The 17,098-nt window shown below is 55.5% G+C and carries 17 protein-coding genes; 7 read left to right on the forward strand and 10 right to left on the reverse strand.

Annotated features, from left to right (window positions below):
• The first annotated feature begins 210 nt into the window (after window positions 1–210).
• The 6 genes from glmS to phoU all read left to right on the forward strand — a co-directional run bounded on the left by glmS (window position 211) and on the right by phoU (window position 6,909).
• Window positions 211–2,040 (forward strand): glutamine--fructose-6-phosphate transaminase (isomerizing), encoded by a 1,830-nt coding sequence (gene glmS, locus BFV65_RS21390; RefSeq protein WP_032626716.1) that lies wholly within the window; start codon window positions 211–213, stop codon window positions 2,038–2,040.
• A gap of 278 nt (window positions 2,041–2,318) precedes the next feature.
• Window positions 2,319–3,359 (forward strand): phosphate ABC transporter substrate-binding protein PstS, encoded by a 1,041-nt coding sequence (pstS, locus tag BFV65_RS21395; protein ID WP_022649876.1) that lies wholly within the window; start codon window positions 2,319–2,321, stop codon window positions 3,357–3,359.
• 127 nt (window positions 3,360–3,486) lie between these two features.
• Window positions 3,487–4,446 carry a phosphate ABC transporter permease PstC gene (gene pstC, locus BFV65_RS21400; protein WP_022649877.1) on the forward strand — a complete coding sequence of 320 codons (960 nt, stop codon included), beginning with the start codon at window positions 3,487–3,489 and terminating at the stop codon, window positions 4,444–4,446.
• Window positions 4,446–5,336 (forward strand): phosphate ABC transporter permease PstA, encoded by an 891-nt coding sequence (gene pstA, locus BFV65_RS21405; protein WP_022649878.1) that lies wholly within the window; start codon window positions 4,446–4,448, stop codon window positions 5,334–5,336. The genes pstC and pstA overlap by 1 nt, the downstream gene beginning before the upstream one ends.
• A 47-nt stretch (window positions 5,337–5,383) precedes the next feature.
• Entirely contained in the window at window positions 5,384–6,157 is a 774-nt protein-coding gene (pstB, locus tag BFV65_RS21410) for a phosphate ABC transporter ATP-binding protein PstB (protein WP_003861154.1), read from the forward strand.
• Window positions 6,158–6,183: 26 nt separating this feature from the next.
• Window positions 6,184–6,909, forward strand: a complete 726-nt coding sequence (gene phoU, locus BFV65_RS21415; RefSeq protein ID WP_003861153.1) for a phosphate signaling complex protein PhoU — start codon at window positions 6,184–6,186, stop codon at window positions 6,907–6,909.
• Between the two features lie 85 nt (window positions 6,910–6,994).
• Here the strand turns inward: phoU and yieH are convergent, their stop codons facing one another.
• Window positions 6,995–7,660 (reverse strand): 6-phosphogluconate phosphatase, encoded by a 666-nt coding sequence (yieH, locus tag BFV65_RS21420; RefSeq protein ID WP_022649879.1) that lies wholly within the window; start codon window positions 7,658–7,660, stop codon window positions 6,995–6,997.
• Window positions 7,661–7,825: 165 nt separating this feature from the next.
• On the opposite strand from yieH, the gene adeP reads away from it, so the two are divergent.
• Window positions 7,826–9,163 carry an adenine permease AdeP gene (gene adeP, locus BFV65_RS21425; RefSeq protein ID WP_139152660.1) on the forward strand — a complete coding sequence of 446 codons (1,338 nt, stop codon included), beginning with the start codon at window positions 7,826–7,828 and terminating at the stop codon, window positions 9,161–9,163.
• A 91-nt stretch (window positions 9,164–9,254) separates the two neighbouring features.
• Here the strand turns inward: adeP and BFV65_RS21430 are convergent, their stop codons facing one another.
• The 9 genes from BFV65_RS21430 to rpmH form a co-directional block, all read right to left on the reverse strand.
• Entirely contained in the window at window positions 9,255–9,821 is a 567-nt protein-coding gene (locus tag BFV65_RS21430; RefSeq protein WP_022649881.1) for an NADPH-dependent FMN reductase, read from the reverse strand.
• 36 nt (window positions 9,822–9,857) lie between these two features.
• Complete coding sequence (locus BFV65_RS21435) at window positions 9,858–10,604, reverse strand: 4'-phosphopantetheinyl transferase family protein (RefSeq protein WP_069597076.1); 747 nt, start codon at window positions 10,602–10,604, stop codon at window positions 9,858–9,860.
• A 122-nt stretch (window positions 10,605–10,726) separates the two neighbouring features.
• A complete protein-coding gene (yidZ, locus tag BFV65_RS21440) occupies window positions 10,727–11,698 on the reverse strand; it encodes an HTH-type transcriptional regulator YidZ (protein WP_022649883.1) in 972 nt (323 codons plus the stop codon).
• Window positions 11,667–12,842 carry an MFS transporter gene (locus BFV65_RS21445; RefSeq protein WP_032622027.1) on the reverse strand — a complete coding sequence of 392 codons (1,176 nt, stop codon included), beginning with the start codon at window positions 12,840–12,842 and terminating at the stop codon, window positions 11,667–11,669. The genes yidZ and BFV65_RS21445 overlap by 32 nt, the downstream gene beginning before the upstream one ends.
• Before the next feature lie 111 nt (window positions 12,843–12,953).
• A complete protein-coding gene (mnmE, locus tag BFV65_RS21450; protein WP_069597077.1) occupies window positions 12,954–14,318 on the reverse strand; it encodes a tRNA uridine-5-carboxymethylaminomethyl(34) synthesis GTPase MnmE in 1,365 nt (454 codons plus the stop codon).
• 72 nt (window positions 14,319–14,390) lie between these two features.
• A complete protein-coding gene (gene yidC, locus BFV65_RS21455) occupies window positions 14,391–16,034 on the reverse strand; it encodes a membrane protein insertase YidC (RefSeq protein WP_023298949.1) in 1,644 nt (547 codons plus the stop codon).
• A gap of 2 nt (window positions 16,035–16,036) precedes the next feature.
• Window positions 16,037–16,294, reverse strand: coding sequence for a membrane protein insertion efficiency factor YidD (yidD, locus tag BFV65_RS22735; protein WP_001307474.1), 258 nt, complete (start codon window positions 16,292–16,294; stop codon window positions 16,037–16,039).
• Window positions 16,258–16,617: a ribonuclease P protein component gene (gene rnpA / locus BFV65_RS21460; protein WP_006808764.1), complete on the reverse strand. Its 360-nt coding sequence runs from the start codon at window positions 16,615–16,617 to the stop codon at window positions 16,258–16,260. Before rnpA ends, yidD begins: the two co-directional genes overlap by 37 nt.
• A gap of 16 nt (window positions 16,618–16,633) precedes the next feature.
• On the reverse strand, window positions 16,634–16,774 hold the full coding sequence (rpmH, locus tag BFV65_RS21465) for a 50S ribosomal protein L34 (RefSeq protein WP_000831330.1): 141 nt from the start codon (window positions 16,772–16,774) through the stop codon (window positions 16,634–16,636).
• Window positions 16,775–17,098: the final 324 nt, after the last annotated feature.

Below are 17,098 nucleotides of genomic sequence, written 5' to 3' on the forward strand. Positions count from 1 at the left end.
CCCCATAGGGGAGAGGGGAACTGAATGGTGCGGTTTTCATCCTCTCCCCTTTTGGGGAGAGGGCCGGGGTGAGGGGATAACATAATCCTCCCCCCACCAGCAGTACCCATAAAAATAACCCCACTCTCTACAAGGCTCGGGGTGCCCGGAAAGGGCAAATACAGGTCAGCGACAACGCATGGCATAACGCCATAATCAGGAAATCTAACTATGTGTGGAATTGTTGGCGCAGTTGCGCAGCGTGATATTGCTGAAATCCTTCTCGAAGGTTTACGTCGTCTGGAATACCGTGGTTATGACTCAGCCGGTCTGGCTGTCGTCGATGCAGAAGGTCATATGACCCGTCTGCGTCGTCTCGGTAAAGTGCAGATGCTGGCCCAGGCGGCGGAGGAACATCCGCTGCACGGTGGCACCGGTATTGCGCATACCCGCTGGGCGACTCACGGTGAGCCATCTGAAGGCAACGCACACCCGCATGTGTCTGAACACATTGTGGTGGTGCATAACGGCATTATCGAAAACCACGAACCGCTGCGTGAAGAACTGAAAGCGCGCGGCTATACCTTCGTCTCTGAAACCGACACCGAAGTGATTGCTCACCTGGTGCACTGGGAGCTGGCACAGGGCGGTACACTGCGTGATGCGGTGCTGCGCGCTATCCCTCAGCTGCGTGGTGCTTACGGTACGGTGATCATGGATTCCCGTGACCCGTCCACGCTGCTGGCCGCGCGTTCCGGTAGCCCGATGGTGATTGGTCTGGGCATGGGTGAAAACTTTATCGCTTCCGACCAGCTGGCGCTGCTGCCGGTTACCCGTCGCTTTATCTTTCTGGAAGAGGGCGACATTGCCGAGGTGACACGTCGCAGCGTGACCGTATTCGACACGAAAGGCGAGCAGGTTAAGCGCCAGGAAATCGAATCAAACCTGCAATACGACGCGGGCGACAAAGGCGCTTACCGTCACTACATGCAGAAAGAGATCTACGAACAGCCAAACGCCATTAAAAACACTCTGACCGGGCGCATCAGCCATGGTGAAGTGGATCTGAGCGAGCTGGGCGCCAATGCCAACGAAATGCTGAGCAAAGTCGAGCACATTCAGATCGTGGCCTGCGGTACCTCTTACAACTCCGGTATGGTCTCTCGCTACTGGTTTGAATCCCTGGCGGGCGTGCCGTGCGACGTCGAAATCGCATCTGAGTTCCGCTATCGTAAATCCGCTGTGCGCCGTAACAGCCTGATGATCACCCTTTCCCAGTCTGGCGAAACGGCCGATACCCTGGCGGCGCTGCGTCTGTCTAAAGAGTTGGGTTACCTGGGTTCGCTGGCCATCTGTAACGTACCGGGCTCCTCGCTGGTGCGTGAATCCGATCTGGCGCTGATGACTAAAGCGGGCACCGAAATCGGCGTCGCTTCCACCAAAGCGTTTACCACTCAGCTGACCGTTCTGCTGATGCTGGTGGCGAAGCTGGCGCGTCTGAAAGGCGAAGATGCTTCCGTTGAGCATGATATCGTTCACGGTCTCCAGGCGCTGCCGAGCCGTATCGAGCAGATGCTGTCTCAGGACAAGCGCATTGAGGCGCTGGCTGAAGATTTCTCTGATAAGCACCACGCTCTGTTCCTGGGCCGTGGCGATCAGTACCCTATCGCGCTGGAAGGCGCGCTGAAGCTGAAAGAGATCTCCTACATCCACGCGGAAGCCTACGCGGCAGGCGAGCTGAAACACGGTCCGCTGGCGCTGATCGACGCGGATATGCCGGTTATCGTGGTGGCACCGAACAACGAACTGCTGGAAAAACTGAAATCTAACATCGAAGAGGTGCGCGCCCGTGGTGGTGTACTGTACGTCTTTGCGGATAAAGATGCCGGTTTCGCCAGCAGCGACAACATGCACATCATCGAGATGCCGCATGTGGAAGAGGTGATTGCGCCGATCTTCTACACCGTACCGCTGCAACTGCTGGCTTACCACGTCGCGCTGATCAAAGGCACCGACGTTGACCAGCCGCGAAATCTGGCGAAGTCCGTTACCGTAGAATAATCCTTCCAGGCTCCGCCATCCGGTGGAGCCTTTTTTTATGACAATCCGTCATTTTCAGCTATTTTATCAGTGTCACATAAAGAAAATATTACTGAAAACAAGCTGTCATAATAATCATTAAGTTTATGATTTATTTATGTATTTTTGCTTATTTTTAAGTGAAATTTTCTTTGTCATAAAACTGTCATATTTCGTACATTTATCTGTCACCTGTTTGTCCTATTTTGCTCATCGTAGCCACTTAAACAATGATTTACGAAATCCTTGCAGGAGACATTATGAAAGTTATGCGTACCACTGTCGCAACTGTTGTCGCCGCGACCTTATCTCTGAGCGCTTTCTCTGCTTTCGCAGCAGCAAGCCTGACTGGCGCTGGTGCAACCTTCCCTGCGCCGGTGTATGCCAAATGGGCGGATACCTACCAGAAAGAGACCGGTAACAAGGTCAACTATCAGGGTATCGGCTCCTCCGGTGGCGTAAAACAAATTACCGCGAATACCGTTGATTTCGGCGCATCCGACGCTCCGCTGTCTGATGAGAAACTGAATCAGGAAGGCCTGTTCCAGTTCCCGACCGTGATCGGCGGCGTTGTGCTGGCTGTTAACATTCCTGGCCTGAAATCAGGCGAGCTGGTGCTGGACGGCAAAACCCTGGGTGATATCTATCTGGGCAAAATCAAAAAATGGGATGACGAAGCCATCACGAAACTGAACCCGGGCGTTAAGCTGCCTTCGCAGAATATCGCGGTGGTTCGTCGTGCTGACGGCTCTGGTACCTCTTTCGTGTTCACCAGCTACCTGGCGAAAGTGAACGAAGAGTGGAAATCTAAAGTCGGTTCCGGCTCTACCGTTAACTGGCCAACCGGTCTGGGCGGTAAAGGCAACGACGGTATCGCTGCCTTCGTACAGCGTCTGCCTGGCTCTATCGGCTACGTAGAGTACGCTTACGCGAAGCAGAACAACCTGGCTTACACCAAACTGGTTTCTGCTGACGGCAAACCGGTTAGCCCGACCGAAGAGAACTTCGCTAACGCCGCAAAAGGCGCTGACTGGAGCAAATCCTTCGCGCAGGACCTGACCAACCAGAAAGGCGACGATGCATGGCCTATCACGTCTACCACCTTCATTCTGGTCCACAAAGAGCAGAAGAAGCCTGAGCAGGGTGCTGAAGTGCTGAAGTTCTTTGACTGGGCATACAAAAACGGCGGCAAACAGGCGAATGACCTGGATTACGCCAGCCTGCCAGACAGCGTGGTTGAGCAGATCCGTGCTGCATGGAAAACCAACGTGAAAGACAGCAGCGGTAAAGCGCTGTACTAACAGGATATTTTTGACGAAGATGGCGGGTGGCGCGCAGCGATCCCGCCCTACGGTTCATCCTGTAGGCCCGGTAAGCGCCAGCGCCACCGGGCATATTCGTAAGACGTCTCATAAAGAAGAGTAATTTATGGCTGCAACCAAGCCTGCATTTAACCCTCCGGGTAAAAAAGGTGACATGATTTTCAGCGCGCTGGTGAAACTGGCTGCGCTGATTGTGCTATTGCTGCTGGGCGGCATTATCGTGTCCCTCATTTTCTCCTCCTGGCCGAGCATTCAAAAATTTGGTTTCGCCTTCCTGTGGACCAAAGAGTGGGATGCGCCGAACGATATCTACGGTGCGCTGGTGCCGATTTACGGCACGCTGGTGACCTCTTTTATCGCTCTGCTGATTGCGGTGCCGGTAAGCTTCGGTATTGCCCTGTTCCTGACGGAGCTGGCGCCGGGCTGGCTGCGACGCCCGCTGGGTATCGCCATTGAACTGCTGGCGGCCATCCCTAGTATCGTTTACGGCATGTGGGGCCTGTTTATCTTTGCTCCGCTGTTTGCGACGTACTTCCAGGAGCCGGTGGGTAATGTTCTCTCCGCCGTTCCGTTTGTGGGGGCCCTGTTCTCTGGCCCGGCATTCGGTATCGGTATTCTGGCGGCTGGCGTGATCCTCGCCATCATGATTATTCCGTACATTGCGGCGGTCATGCGCGATGTCTTCGAACAAACCCCGGTGATGATGAAAGAGTCGGCCTACGGCATCGGCTGCACCACCTGGGAGGTTATCTGGCGCATCGTCCTTCCGTTCACCAAAAATGGGGTGATCGGCGGCATCATGCTGGGCTTAGGCCGCGCGCTGGGTGAAACCATGGCGGTGACCTTTATCATCGGCAACACCTACCAGCTCGACAGCGTGTCGCTCTACATGCCGGGGAACAGTATTACCTCTGCGCTGGCGAACGAATTTGCCGAAGCGGAATCCGGGCTGCACGTCGCAGCGCTGATGGAACTGGGCCTGATCCTGTTTGTTATTACCTTTATTGTGCTGGCTATCTCCAAGCTGATGATTATGCGTCTGGCTAAAAACGAGGGGGCACGCTAATGGCGACTCTCGACATGCAAAACACCGCTCAGCTTGCGGAATCTCGTCGCAAAATGCAGTCAAAGCGCCGGATTAAAAACCGCATTGCGCTGACGCTTTCCATGGCCACGATGGCGTTCGGCCTGTTCTGGCTGATCTGGATCCTGATGTCCACCATCACCCGTGGTATTGATGGAATGTCCCTGGCGCTGTTCACCGAGATGACGCCGCCGCCAAACACGGCGGGTGGTGGTCTGGCAAACGCCCTGGCGGGCAGCGGCCTGCTGATCCTGTGGGCGACCGTTTTCGGTACGCCGTTGGGCATCATGGCGGGTATCTATCTGGCGGAGTATGGCCGCAAGTCCTGGATCGCTGAAGTCATCCGCTTTATTAACGACATTCTGCTTTCTGCCCCGTCGATTGTGGTAGGTCTGTTTGTTTACACCATCGTGGTGGCGCAAATGGAACACTTCTCCGGCTGGGCGGGTGTGATTGCGCTGGCGCTGTTGCAGGTGCCTATCGTTATTCGTACCACTGAAAACATGCTGAAACTGGTGCCGGACAGCCTGCGTGAAGCGGCTTACGCGCTGGGCACGCCGAAATGGAAAATGATTTCGGCGATCACCCTGAAAGCGTCCGTCTCGGGGATCATGACCGGTATCCTGCTGGCTATCGCCCGTATCGCTGGTGAAACCGCACCGCTGCTGTTTACCGCCCTCTCCAACCAGTTCTGGAGTACGGACATGATGCAGCCGATCGCCAACCTGCCGGTGACGATCTTTAAATTTGCGATGAGCCCATTCGCGGAATGGCAGCAGCTGGCCTGGGCCGGGGTGCTGATCATCACCCTTTGCGTACTGTTGCTGAACATTCTGGCGCGCGTCATTTTCGCGAAGCAGAAACACGGTTAAATTTTTACGGCGCGGCACATCGCGGCGCCGAATGAGGAAATGAGTCAATGAGTATGGTTGATACTGCCCCGGGTAAGATTCAGGTTCGTGATTTGAACTTCTACTACGGCAAATTCCATGCCCTGAAGAATATCAACCTGGATATCGCGAAGAACCAGGTCACGGCATTTATCGGTCCGTCTGGCTGTGGTAAATCCACGCTGCTGCGCACCTTTAACAAAATGTATTCGCTCTATCCGGAGCAGCGCGCAGAAGGTGAAATTCTGCTGGACGGTGACAACATCCTGACCAATACCCAGGATATCGCCCTGCTGCGTGCGAAAGTGGGGATGGTGTTCCAGAAACCCACGCCGTTCCCGATGTCGATCTATGACAACATCGCCTTTGGTGTGCGTCTGTTTGAGAAGCTCTCCCGTGCGGATATGGACGAGCGCGTGCAGTGGGCATTGACCAAGGCCGCATTATGGAACGAAACCAAAGATAAACTTCACCAGAGCGGGTACTCTCTCTCCGGTGGTCAGCAGCAGCGTCTGTGCATTGCGCGCGGTATCGCCATTCGCCCGGAAGTCTTGCTGCTGGATGAGCCGTGCTCAGCCCTGGACCCGATCTCAACCGGGCGTATCGAAGAGCTGATCACCGAGCTGAAGCAGGATTACACCGTGGTGATCGTCACTCACAACATGCAGCAGGCAGCCCGTTGTTCTGACCACACGGCGTTTATGTACCTGGGCGAGTTGATTGAGTTCAGCGATACGGACGCGCTGTTCACCCGTCCTGCGAAGAAACAAACCGAAGATTATATTACTGGCCGCTACGGTTGATTTGCCTTAGTGCATGTGGAGAAACCATGGACAACCTCAATCTTAATAAACACATTTCCGGCCAGTTTAACGCAGAGCTGGAAAGCATTCGCACCCAGGTGATGACCATGGGCGGCATGGTCGAGCAGCAGCTTTCTGATGCGATTACGGCAATGCACAACCAGGACAGCGAGCTGGCGAAGCGCGTTATCGAAGGCGATCACAACGTCAATATGATGGAAGTCGCCATCGACGAAGCGTGCGTGCGCATCATTGCCAAGCGTCAGCCAACCGCGAGCGACCTGCGTCTGGTAATGGCGATCATCAAAACTATCGCCGAGCTGGAGCGTATTGGTGACGTGGCGGATAAAATCTGCCGCACCGCGCTGGAGAAATTCTCCCAGCAGCACCAGCCGCTGCTGGTGAGCCTGGAGTCTCTCGGTCGCCACACCGTGCAGATGCTGCACGATGTGCTGGACGCTTTCGCGCGCATGGATCTGGACGAAGCGGTCCGTATCTACCGTGAAGATAAGAAAGTTGACCAGGAATACGAAGGCATAGTGCGTCAGCTAATGACCTACATGATGGAAGATTCCCGTACCATTCCAAGCGTGCTGACCGCGCTGTTCTGCGCGCGCTCAATTGAGCGTATTGGCGACCGCTGCCAGAACATTTGCGAATACATCTTCTACTTCGTGAAGGGACAGGATTTCCGTCACGTGGGCGGCGACGAGCTGGACAAGCTGCTGGCGGGTAAAGATCCGAAAGAGTGATGTGTGTGGCGGGTGGCGCTATCGCTTACCCGCCCTACGATCCTTGTAGGCCGGATAAGCGTTAGCGCCATCCGGCTTTGTTTTTTCAGCGAGTAATATCCCACCCGCGCGCCTTCCACAATTCCGGCAGCTGCGCCAGGTCTGTAAAGGTCGTCACTTTTGGATGATCGATCGGCTTGTTGTGCGGATCGGCGCAGAAGTAAAACACCTCCATCCCCGCATCAATCCCCGACTGCGCGCCCGCAGACGAGTCATCCACCAGGATGCAGTTCTCCACGTTGACGTTCATCGCCTTCGCCGCGTGGAACATCAATGCCGGATCCGGCTTCCAGCGCTGGATATCGTAGCCGCTGAACAGTTTTTCCGGGAAGTGGTGCAACATGTCCAGCTTGCCGAGTGAGTGCTGCATTTTGCTGACCGGGCCGTTAGAGACCACGCAGATCGGCACCGTCATCGCATCCAGCAGCGCGTTAGCGCCGGCGATAACTTCCAGCTCGGCGTCGAAGAGGCGTGCGACCTCGGCGCGGTACACCGGTTCCAGATCCGCTTTCGCCAGATCCACCCCGTGCTCTTCGTTAATGATGTCGATGATCTCGTACAGCTTCACGCCCTTAAAGCGTTTAAACACCTCTTCGAGATCGAGCGTAATGCCAAATTCCTGGAACATGGCGACATACGCGCGGGAACAAATGACCTCACTGTCGACCAGCGTACCGTCACAGTCGAAAAATACCGCTTCAATTCCGGACATGCCTTTCCCTTTTAACAAGTTTAACGTTTACGTACGACAGTTTAACGAGACGCAATCGTTGCCGTATAAGCAAAATCAATGAAAAAAGTATCCCGTAACCGCCACTATTGTCGCATTTTGGTATAGGATAGCGACGAATTTTCCCTCCTTGTTCGGAAATTGATGATGAGTCAACAACACACTACCCAGACATCTGGTCAGGGGCTGCTTGAGCGCGTGTTCAAACTGCGCGAGCACGGCACAACGGCACGCACCGAAGTGATCGCCGGTTTTACTACCTTCCTGACGATGGTCTATATCGTTTTCGTTAACCCGCAAATTCTGGGCGTGGCTGGCATGGACACCAGCGCCGTCTTTGTTACCACCTGTCTGATCGCGGCCCTTGGCAGCATCCTGATGGGCGTTTTCGCTAATCTGCCCGTGGCGTTGGCCCCGGCAATGGGTCTTAATGCGTTCTTTGCGTTCGTGGTGGTTCAGGCGATGGGCCTGCCGTGGCAGGTCGGGATGGGCGCTATTTTCTGGGGCGCGGTCGGCCTGCTGCTGCTGACCATCTTCCGTGTGCGCTACTGGATGATTGCGAACATTCCCGTGAGCCTGCGCGTGGGTATCACCAGCGGTATCGGTCTGTTTATCGGCATGATGGGGCTGAAAAACGCTGGCGTAATCGTGGCGAACCCGGAAACGCTGGTGAGCATTGGTAACCTGACCTCTCACAGCGTGCTGCTGGGCGTGCTGGGCTTCTTTATTATCGCGATCCTGGCGTCGCGTAACATCCACGCTGCGGTGCTGGTCTCTATCATCGTGACCACGCTGCTGGGCTGGATGCTGGGTGACGTGCATTACAGCGGTATTGTCTCTGCGCCACCGAGCGTTTCTACCGTGATTGGTCACGTTGATCTGGCGGGCTCGCTGAACCTGGGTCTGGCCGGAGTGATTTTCTCCTTCATGCTGGTCAACCTGTTTGACTCCTCCGGTACGCTGATTGGCGTGACGGACAAAGCGGGTCTGGCGGACGAGAAAGGCAAATTCCCGCGCATGAAGCAGGCGCTGTATGTGGATAGCATCTCGTCCGTTGCGGGTTCTTTCATCGGCACCTCGTCTGTTACCGCTTACATTGAATCCTCTTCCGGCGTGTCCGTGGGTGGCCGTACTGGCCTGACGGCGGTAGTCGTGGGTCTGCTGTTCCTGCTGGTGATCTTCCTCTCTCCGCTGGCGGGGATGGTGCCACCGTACGCGGCAGCTGGCGCGCTGATCTACGTCGGCGTGCTGATGACCTCGAGCCTGGCGCGCGTGAAGTGGGAAGATCTGACGGAAGCCGTTCCGGCGTTTATTACCGCGGTGATGATGCCGTTCAGCTTCTCGATCACCGAAGGTATCGCGCTGGGCTTTATCTCGTACTGTGTGATGAAGATCGGTACCGGCCGTTTCCGCGAACTCAGCCCGTGCGTGATGATTGTGGCGCTGCTGTTTGTGCTCAAGATTGTGTTTATTGACGCGCACTAAGGTGCGGTTTGTGGTGTCAGGTGGCGCTTCGCTTACCTGACCTACTGACGAGTGTAGGCCCGGTAAGCGCTAGCGCCACCGGGCTTTTTTATCAGGTTTTAACCCGCTTAATATAATCCCCAAACGCAGTCAACTGACCAGAGAGATGATCACGCGTACTCTGATCCACCACTTCACCCGTCTGCGGGTCGACTTTGTTCTGAATCACGCCGCCCATAAATTCCGGCTTGTTCATCACCATCGCATCCAGGAACACCAGGATCTGTCGCAGGTGATACTGGCAGCGCGCACCGCCGATGGCGCCCATTGAGCTGGTCTGGATCAGCACCGGTTTGCCTGACAGCGGCTGCTCCGGTAAACGGGATAACCAGTCAATCGCGTTCTTCAGACCACCCGGAACCGAGTAGTTATATTCTGGCGTTACAATCACTACACCATCAGCCTGACGGATCTGCTCGGCTATCGCCTCCACGCTGTGCGGGAACCCTTCTTCCTGCTGAACGTCAGCATCATAAAGCGGGATGTCGCCAATAGACGGCAGGGCGCTGATCTCCATTCCCGCAGGCGCCAGCTGTGGCAGCGTGCGCGCTACCATCCCGTTAAAAGAACCTTTGCGCAGGCTTCCCAGTAACGTAACAACTTTCAACGTATCAGACATGATTACTCCTGTTTCATCATGATGACCCTGGACGGATCAGCTATGGGTGTATGCTTTTTCTGCCGGTAAACTGGTTAATCGCATCAGGCGCGCGGCGGGCTCGTTGGCGCGCTCAGGTACATCCGGAAGACTACGCCAACCGCGAATACTGTCAAACTCCCAGATTTTCAGCCGTTCGATGGCGGGGCTCACCGCAACGGACCAGATCAGTACGTCCTCAGCGTCGCTGAGCGCCTCTACCAGCGACGCTTTCGCGGCACGCAGGCGTCCGGAGCCGGGAAGCAGCTGCAACAGGCTGGCGTCGTCTGATGCCGCGCCGCTCAGTTTACGGATGCTCTGGCGAAGGGTGATGAGCTGCGCTCTGGCTTCAACGGGATCGTTCTGGTTACGTATCCACAGCTTTTCATTGCTGGAGAGCGGGTATTCATCGAGCGCGTTAGCACCATGGAAGCTGCGCGTGACGCGTTGCAGCTCCATATCCAGGCCGCAATCACCTTCAGTCGTCAGCGCGACGCCAACAATGTTGCCGGTATACGCAATGGAAAAATGGGGGAGTGCCGGGTCCGCAAAAACCGGGCGACCTTCTGGCTGGGTGAGTATGTCCGGTAATTCGCTGGTGCCGTACAGCATAAAAAGCAGTTCTGCGAGGAGCGCTCTGGAAGCTAAAAACCGCGTCCTGCGGTGTTCAGGTAGTTTGAGCGCCTCACTGTGACAGGATGAAGAAATTCTGGCCGATACGAGATGCCCTTCCGTTAATGTTCCTCGTGCAAAGTGCGTAGCCATTTTTCGCTCCCTGATAATGGTCGTAGTCGGTTAAACGGTTACATGATTATCGCTTAACTCAGCTTCTGTTTTAATCAGTAAATAGAAATAAGAGAAGCCTGAGGACCGAACTTTACATTATCTTAGGCAAAAACCTGACCTGGCGCGGTATACAGGGCTTTTATAGTTTCGCGCAGCCAGATAATTTTCGGATTATGGCTGTTCCGCTTATGCCAGATTAGCGTGAAGGGTACGGTCAGCTTTTCTGCCTGCGCCTCATCGATGGGAATGGGAAGGCAGACCAGATTACGCTGGTGGAGTTGATTGTAGTGATGGCAGTAGTAGGGCGCAGTGGCAATGTAGTTGTGGTCCGGCTGAGCCGCCATAAACATCGACTGTTCAAAGCCGGGCAGGCTCATGGCGACGTTGCGCTCGCGGCCCATCTCTTTTAGCACTTCATCAAGCGCCCAGGTATCGCTGCGCTCCCAGAAGATGCTGATATGCGGGTAGCGCAGAAACGTCTCAAGGTTCCACGCTTCGTGAAGTGCCGGATGATCTTCTCGCAGATAGACGCACGGACGGTCGCTGAACAGGATTTCGTAGTCAATAAACCACGGCATCAGCTTTAGCAGCTCGCGGGAGCGCGGGTGCGTTTCGCGGCCGGTAAAACCGAGATCGACCTCCCCGCGTGTAATGGCGTCCAGCGAATCATAATCCCACTGGCGCAACTTCACCGTCGCCTGTGGGTAGCGCTCATTCACCTGCTCCAGCAGGGTGTTGAAGCGAATCAGCATCAGCGGCGTTTCGGCGGCGAGCACAAACTTGAGCCCGCCTGGAGAGCTATGGTGGAATTTATCGACGATTTGATTGCCAATCTGCATCCAGTCGGCCAGATCCTGTTCCAGACTCACCGTTAGCGGCGTGGGCAGTAGCCCTAAAGGCGTTTTCACAAACAGCGGATCGTCGAACCAGTCGCGCAGCTTCGCCAGCGATTTACTCACCGCGGACGGCGTCACGTTCATTCGCTTCGCGGCTTTGGTGACGCTGCGCTCCTGCAACAACAACTGCAGGCAAAGTAAAAGATTAAGATCGAGACTGCTGATGGGCTTCTTCATAGTGCGCCGCGGGCTGGATGACCATAAGTAAGGTAATGCAGAGTATGCTACAGCCAATCAGAACCCCGATCAGCATATTCAGCGCGTTAAGGCCGATCACCGCCGCCAGCCAAATCCACAGCGACGAACCGCATACCTGCGCAATGCCCAGCACCGAGCTTGCCACGCCTGCCCGCAGTGAGAACGGGCCAAGCGCCTGACTCATCGCCACGCCGAAGCCGCCGGAGAATCCGGCGCATATCAGGGTCATACCCACCAGCATCAGCGCATGTGAGGTGGCGGTCGCCAGAATTACGCCTGCGGCGAGAAACAGCGTCTGTGAAGCGAGCATCAGCGTGCGCTGGCGGAAGATATTGAGCGCAAAGGGCATCGAGAATGAAACCGCCATGCTGACCATCGCATTGAGCGCCATCACCGTCGAATACTCACCGCGATCGAAGCCTATCGTCTCCATCAGTAACACCGGGGAAACGTTTACATAGGTGAGGATCACCGCCACGCTGAGCGTGATGATGGCCAGGCGGCTCAGGAAAAAGCGATTCAGAAGCTTTTCAGCCGGATGAATGGTAGCAGCGTGGTGCGTCTGCTGCGAACCGGGATGGGTCTCTTTCAACACCGTCACGGACAGTATAAAGACGATGGCGCCCATTGTGGCCATGGTCCAGAAAAGGCTCTGCCATGGAAATTTCAGCATGATCAGGTAGCCTACAACCGGTGCCAGCACCGGGATGATGCAGGTAATGCCGTTCAGCATCGACAGCACCCTGGCGCGGCGCTGGGCGCTCAAGGTATCGCGCAGAATGGCAAACGCCACCACGTAACAGCCGCCCGCGCCAATGCCCTGGATAAAGCGCCCTGACAGGAACATTGTGCTTTCCTGAGCCATTGAACACAGTACCGATGCCAGCGTAAAGATAACCGCCCCCGTAATGGCGACGGGTTGACGGCCGGCTCTGTCCGCGATTTTCCCGGCAAATACCATCGACGACGCCATTCCCGCGAGGTAGGCCGAAAACGCGATGTGCAGTTGCGCCTCGCTGGCACCCAGATCGCGTGCAATATGCGGTAGCCCCACCAGATACATATCAATGCCGGACGGATACAGCAGAACTAATGCGAAACTACAAAACAGAAAACGAGCCATAAATCCCCCATAGATGCAGGCAAGCAGGATAGGGGGCATGGGGGGATTAAGCGAGTTGCCATTGGGACAATGGTGATTTCCCTGGAGGAAATCACCATGTTCTATCGGGAATTACTTACCAATGCAGAAGCTCGAGAAAATCCGTCCCAGCAGATCGTCCGACGTAAACTCCCCGGTGATCTCGCTCAGGTTCTGCTGCGCCAGACGCAGTTCCTCCGCCAGCAGCTCGCCGGCCCAAGCGCCGATCAGCTGGGCTTTACCCTGCTCAAGGTGGCGAGCCGCCTCTTCCAGCGCCTGCAAGTGACGACGACGCGCCAGGAAGCCGCCTTCCATGCTGGTGTCAAAACCCATGCTATGTTTGAGGTGGTTACGCAGGGCTTCCACGCCTTCCCCGGTACGGGCCGACAGACGAATAAGTGAGTGACCATTCACATCGCTGATGCCCAGCGTTTCGCCGGTAACGTCGGCCTTATTGCGCACCACGGTGATCGGCAGTTTGGCCGGGAGACGGGCAATAAAGTCTGGCCAGATTTCTGCCGGGTCAACGGCGTCGGTCGTGGTGCCGTCCACCATAAACAGCACGCGGTCGGCCTGCTCGATCTCCTGCCAGGCGCGTTCGATACCGATACGCTCGACTTCATCGCTCGCATCGCGCAGGCCAGCGGTATCGATGATGTGCAGCGGCATGCCGTCGATATGGATATGCTCGCGCAGGACGTCGCGGGTGGTGCCGGCTATGTCGGTCACGATCGCCGCTTCACGGCCCGCCAGAGCGTTCAGCAGGCTTGATTTCCCGGCGTTGGGGCGACCAGCAATGACCACCTTCATGCCCTCACGCAGCAGGCTGCCCTGGCGCGCTTCGGCGCGAACGGCATCCAGATCGTTCATCACCTGGTTGAGCTGGGCTTCGATTTTGCCGTCAGAAAGGAAGTCAATCTCCTCGTCCGGGAAGTCGATAGCCGCTTCAACATAGATTCGCAGGTGAGTAAGTGCTTCCACAAGGTGATTCACGCGTGCGGAAAATGCCCCCTGCAACGAGTTCAGCGCGGAGCGGGCTGCCTGTTCGGAACTGGCGTCGATCAGGTCGGCAATCGCTTCGGCCTGCGCCAGGTCGAGCTTATCGTTCAGGAAGGCACGCTCGGAGAACTCACCCGGCTTCGCAATGCGCAGGCCAGGCAGGGTCAGAATACGTTTTAACAGCAGGTCGAGGATCACCGGGCCGCCGTGACCCTGAAGCTCCAGCACGTCTTCGCCGGTAAAGGAGTTTGGGCCGGGGAACCACAGCGCAATGCCCTGGTCCAGCGAGGTGCCGTCGGCATCTTTAAATGGCAGATAATCAGCGTAGCGCGGCTTTGGCAGTTTACCCAGCACCGCTTCGGCCACCTCACGCGCCTTCAGGCCGGAGATGCGCAGAATGCCTACACCACCGCGTCCCGGTGGGGTTGCCTGGGCGACGATAGTGTCGTTATGGCTCATGGTTGCTCTCGTTCAATACAAATAAAAAAGGCGGTCAATCGACCGCCCTTATTTTAGCGTTAAGTTACCGAATCAGGACTTTTTCTTTTCGCGGCTATGCAGGCCACGTTTTTCCAGACCACGGTAAATCAGCTGCTGCTGGATGATGGTCACCAGGTTGCTGACGATATAGTACAGCACCAGACCTGACGGGAACCACAGGAAGAACACGGTGAAGATGACCGGCATAAAGGTCATGATCTTCTGCTGCATCGGGTCAGTCACGGTGGTCGGAGACATCTTCTGGATGAAGAACATCGTCACGCCCATCAGGATCGGCAGGATGTAGTACGGGTCCTGTGCGGACAGGTCATGGATCCACAGGGCGAACGGCGCGTGGCGCAGCTCAACGGAACCCATCAGCATGTAGTACAGCGCAAGGAAGATTGGCATCTGAATCAGCAGCGGGAAGCAACCACCCAGTGGGTTCACTTTCTCTGCTTTATACAGGGCCATCATCTCCTGGCTCTGACGCTGTTTGTCATCGCCCAGACGCTCACGCATAGCCTGAATCTTCGGCTGTAGCATACGCATCTTCGCCATGGAGGTGTACTGCGCTTTAGTCAGCGGGTACATGATGCCACGAACGATAAAGGTGATAACGATGATGGAGAAGCCCCAGTTACCCAGGAAGCTGTGGATGAACTTCAGCAGCTTAAACAGCGGCTGAGAGATGAACCACAACCAACCGTAATCAACGGTCAGATCCAGGTGCGGCGCAACGGCAGCCATTTTGTCCTGGATTTCCGGGCCGACCCACAGGGTGCTTGCCAGCTTACCGGTTTGACCCGGCTGCACCAGAACCGGCTGAGATTTGTAGCCGATGGCTGCAATACCGTTGCCGAGGTTCGCGGTGTAGAAGTTGTTCGTACCGTCGTTATTCGGTACCCACGCCGTCGCGAAATACTGTTGCAGCATTGCGACCCAACCGCCTTTAGAGCTGACGTTCAGGTTTTCGTTATCGGCAATGGTGTCGAATTTGTATTTCTCGTACTTGGTATCTGGCGTGGAGTAAGCCGCGCCACGGAAGGTATGCAGCGCAAAGTTGCTGCTTCCGGTGTCACGGTGAGACGGCAGATTGATGGACTGCTTCAGCTGACCAAAGGTAGAGATTTCCAGCGGTTTCGCACCGGTGTTCTGTACGCTGTAGCCCACGTTCACCGCATATTCACCGCGTTTCAGGGTGAAGGTTTTGGTGAAGGTGTTGCCTGCCGCGTCGGTGTAGGTCATCGGAATAACCAGTTCGTTCTGACCATCAGCCAGCACAAAGGTGTCATTCTCGACGTTATACAGTGGACGCGCACCGTTCGCCGGGTTATCCGGGCCATCACGACCGGTCAGGCCGCTCTGTGCCTGGTAGATAAACTCAGGCGTGGTTTCCAGTAACTGGAACGGTTCGGTAGACTTCAGCTCTTTCGGGTAGGTCAACAGCAGCGCCTGCTCAACATCACCACCACGGGTGTTGATAGTCAGCTCAAGCACATCGGTCTTAACCGTAATCTGTTTCCCCTGGCCACTGGCCGGTACGCCCTGGTCGGCGGCGCTACCCGCTGCGGTGGTCGTGGTCTGCGTGGTCTGCTGCTGGGGTTGAGGATTTTTATCCTGCTCCCATGCCTGCCAGATCATGAAAGACACGAACAACAAAGCGATGATAAGAAGATTGCGTTGCGAATCCATCGTTAGTGTTCTCTGGTATCAAAAGGTCCTGGAGGGACGGGGTCGTCTCCACCTGGGTGTAAAGGGTGGCATTTTAATACGCGTTTCACCGTCAACCAACTGCCTTTTATCACTCCAAACCTGCGCAATGCCTCAATTCCGTAGCTTGAGCATGTTGGCGTGAAACGGCAATGTGGCCCGAGTAGCGGACTAATCAGGCGTTGATAGACCCGAATGAGGGCTATCAGGACCCGCGAGCCAGGCGACAGTGGCGGCGCCATAATTTTTCCAACGCTTCCGAGAGAGCACGGTTATCGAGGTCGGCAACCCCTTTTTTAGCCACCACCACGAAATCCATTGAAGGCAGTTCGTGCTGACGTAAACGGAAGCTTTCACGCGTCAGACGTTTAATCCGGTTGCGTTCATGCGCACGCTTAACGTTTTTCTTGGCGACTGTGAGACCGATGCGGGGATGCCCCAGCGAATTTTGGCGGCCGAGGATGGTGATTTGCGGCGTGCCAGCCCGTAGTGGCTGCTGGAAGACGAAAGTGAAATGAGTGGGAGTTAACAAACGTAACTCCCTGGGAAATGCGAGCTTAACCACTCAGGGGTTAGCTTTATTACTTGGAAACGGTCAGACGAGCGCGGCCTTTAGCACGACGACGTGCCAGAACCTGACGACCATTTTTAGTAGCCATACGAGCACGGAAGCCGTGAGAACGGTTGCGCTTCAGTACAGACGGTTGAAAAGTGCGTTTCATGGCGATTTCTACCTAAACTTGAATAAATTCACTGACTTTTGCGTATACCCGAACGAGATTCGAACGACTAACGCCTCAGCGTGGGTGATTAAAGAGGCCGGATTGTAATAATTGTACACTCCGGAGTCAATTCTCTTTCCTTAAATCCCTGCGTATTTCCGCACGATTTCGCGTGGAAAATGAGCAACGAACGACGCAGGAAGATGAGCATCACGCGCCGGGTCGAGGATTATACGGGCTCGCCAACAAAGCGCAAGGATCCTCCTGGATCTTCGTTAGATCATTTAAGCCCAAAATTGTCTGTGCTCATTAAATTTTCCAATA

This window comes from Enterobacter hormaechei subsp. hoffmannii, from assembly GCF_001729745.1.
Taxonomy (GTDB): Bacteria; Pseudomonadota; Gammaproteobacteria; order Enterobacterales; family Enterobacteriaceae; genus Enterobacter; species Enterobacter intestinihominis.

Bases quoted from the DNA above. Each gene is read 5' to 3' on its own strand.
- yidZ (WP_022649883.1), bottom strand. From the start codon at position 11,698: ATGAAGAAGCCCATCAGCAGTCTCGATCTTAATCTTTTACTTTGCCTG.
- pstS (WP_022649876.1), top strand. From the start codon at position 2,319: ATGAAAGTTATGCGTACCACTGTCGCAACTGTTGTCGCCGCGACCTTA.
- pstA (WP_022649878.1), top strand. From the start codon at position 4,446: ATGGCGACTCTCGACATGCAAAACACCGCTCAGCTTGCGGAATCTCGT.
- phoU (WP_003861153.1), top strand. From the start codon at position 6,184: ATGGACAACCTCAATCTTAATAAACACATTTCCGGCCAGTTTAACGCA.
- yieH (WP_022649879.1), bottom strand. From the start codon at position 7,660: ATGTCCGGAATTGAAGCGGTATTTTTCGACTGTGACGGTACGCTGGTC.
- rpmH (WP_000831330.1), bottom strand. From the start codon at position 16,774: ATGAAACGCACTTTTCAACCGTCTGTACTGAAGCGCAACCGTTCTCAC.
- yidD (WP_001307474.1), bottom strand. From the start codon at position 16,294: ATGGCGCCGCCACTGTCGCCTGGCTCGCGGGTCCTGATAGCCCTCATT.
- BFV65_RS21445 (WP_032622027.1), bottom strand. From the start codon at position 12,842: ATGGCTCGTTTTCTGTTTTGTAGTTTCGCATTAGTTCTGCTGTATCCG.
- pstC (WP_022649877.1), top strand. From the start codon at position 3,487: ATGGCTGCAACCAAGCCTGCATTTAACCCTCCGGGTAAAAAAGGTGAC.
- BFV65_RS21435 (WP_069597076.1), bottom strand. From the start codon at position 10,604: ATGGCTACGCACTTTGCACGAGGAACATTAACGGAAGGGCATCTCGTA.
- yidC (WP_023298949.1), bottom strand. From the start codon at position 16,034: ATGGATTCGCAACGCAATCTTCTTATCATCGCTTTGTTGTTCGTGTCT.
- pstB (WP_003861154.1), top strand. From the start codon at position 5,384: ATGAGTATGGTTGATACTGCCCCGGGTAAGATTCAGGTTCGTGATTTG.
- mnmE (WP_069597077.1), bottom strand. From the start codon at position 14,318: ATGAGCCATAACGACACTATCGTCGCCCAGGCAACCCCACCGGGACGC.
- BFV65_RS21430 (WP_022649881.1), bottom strand. From the start codon at position 9,821: ATGTCTGATACGTTGAAAGTTGTTACGTTACTGGGAAGCCTGCGCAAA.
- glmS (WP_032626716.1), top strand. From the start codon at position 211: ATGTGTGGAATTGTTGGCGCAGTTGCGCAGCGTGATATTGCTGAAATC.
- adeP (WP_139152660.1), top strand. From the start codon at position 7,826: ATGAGTCAACAACACACTACCCAGACATCTGGTCAGGGGCTGCTTGAG.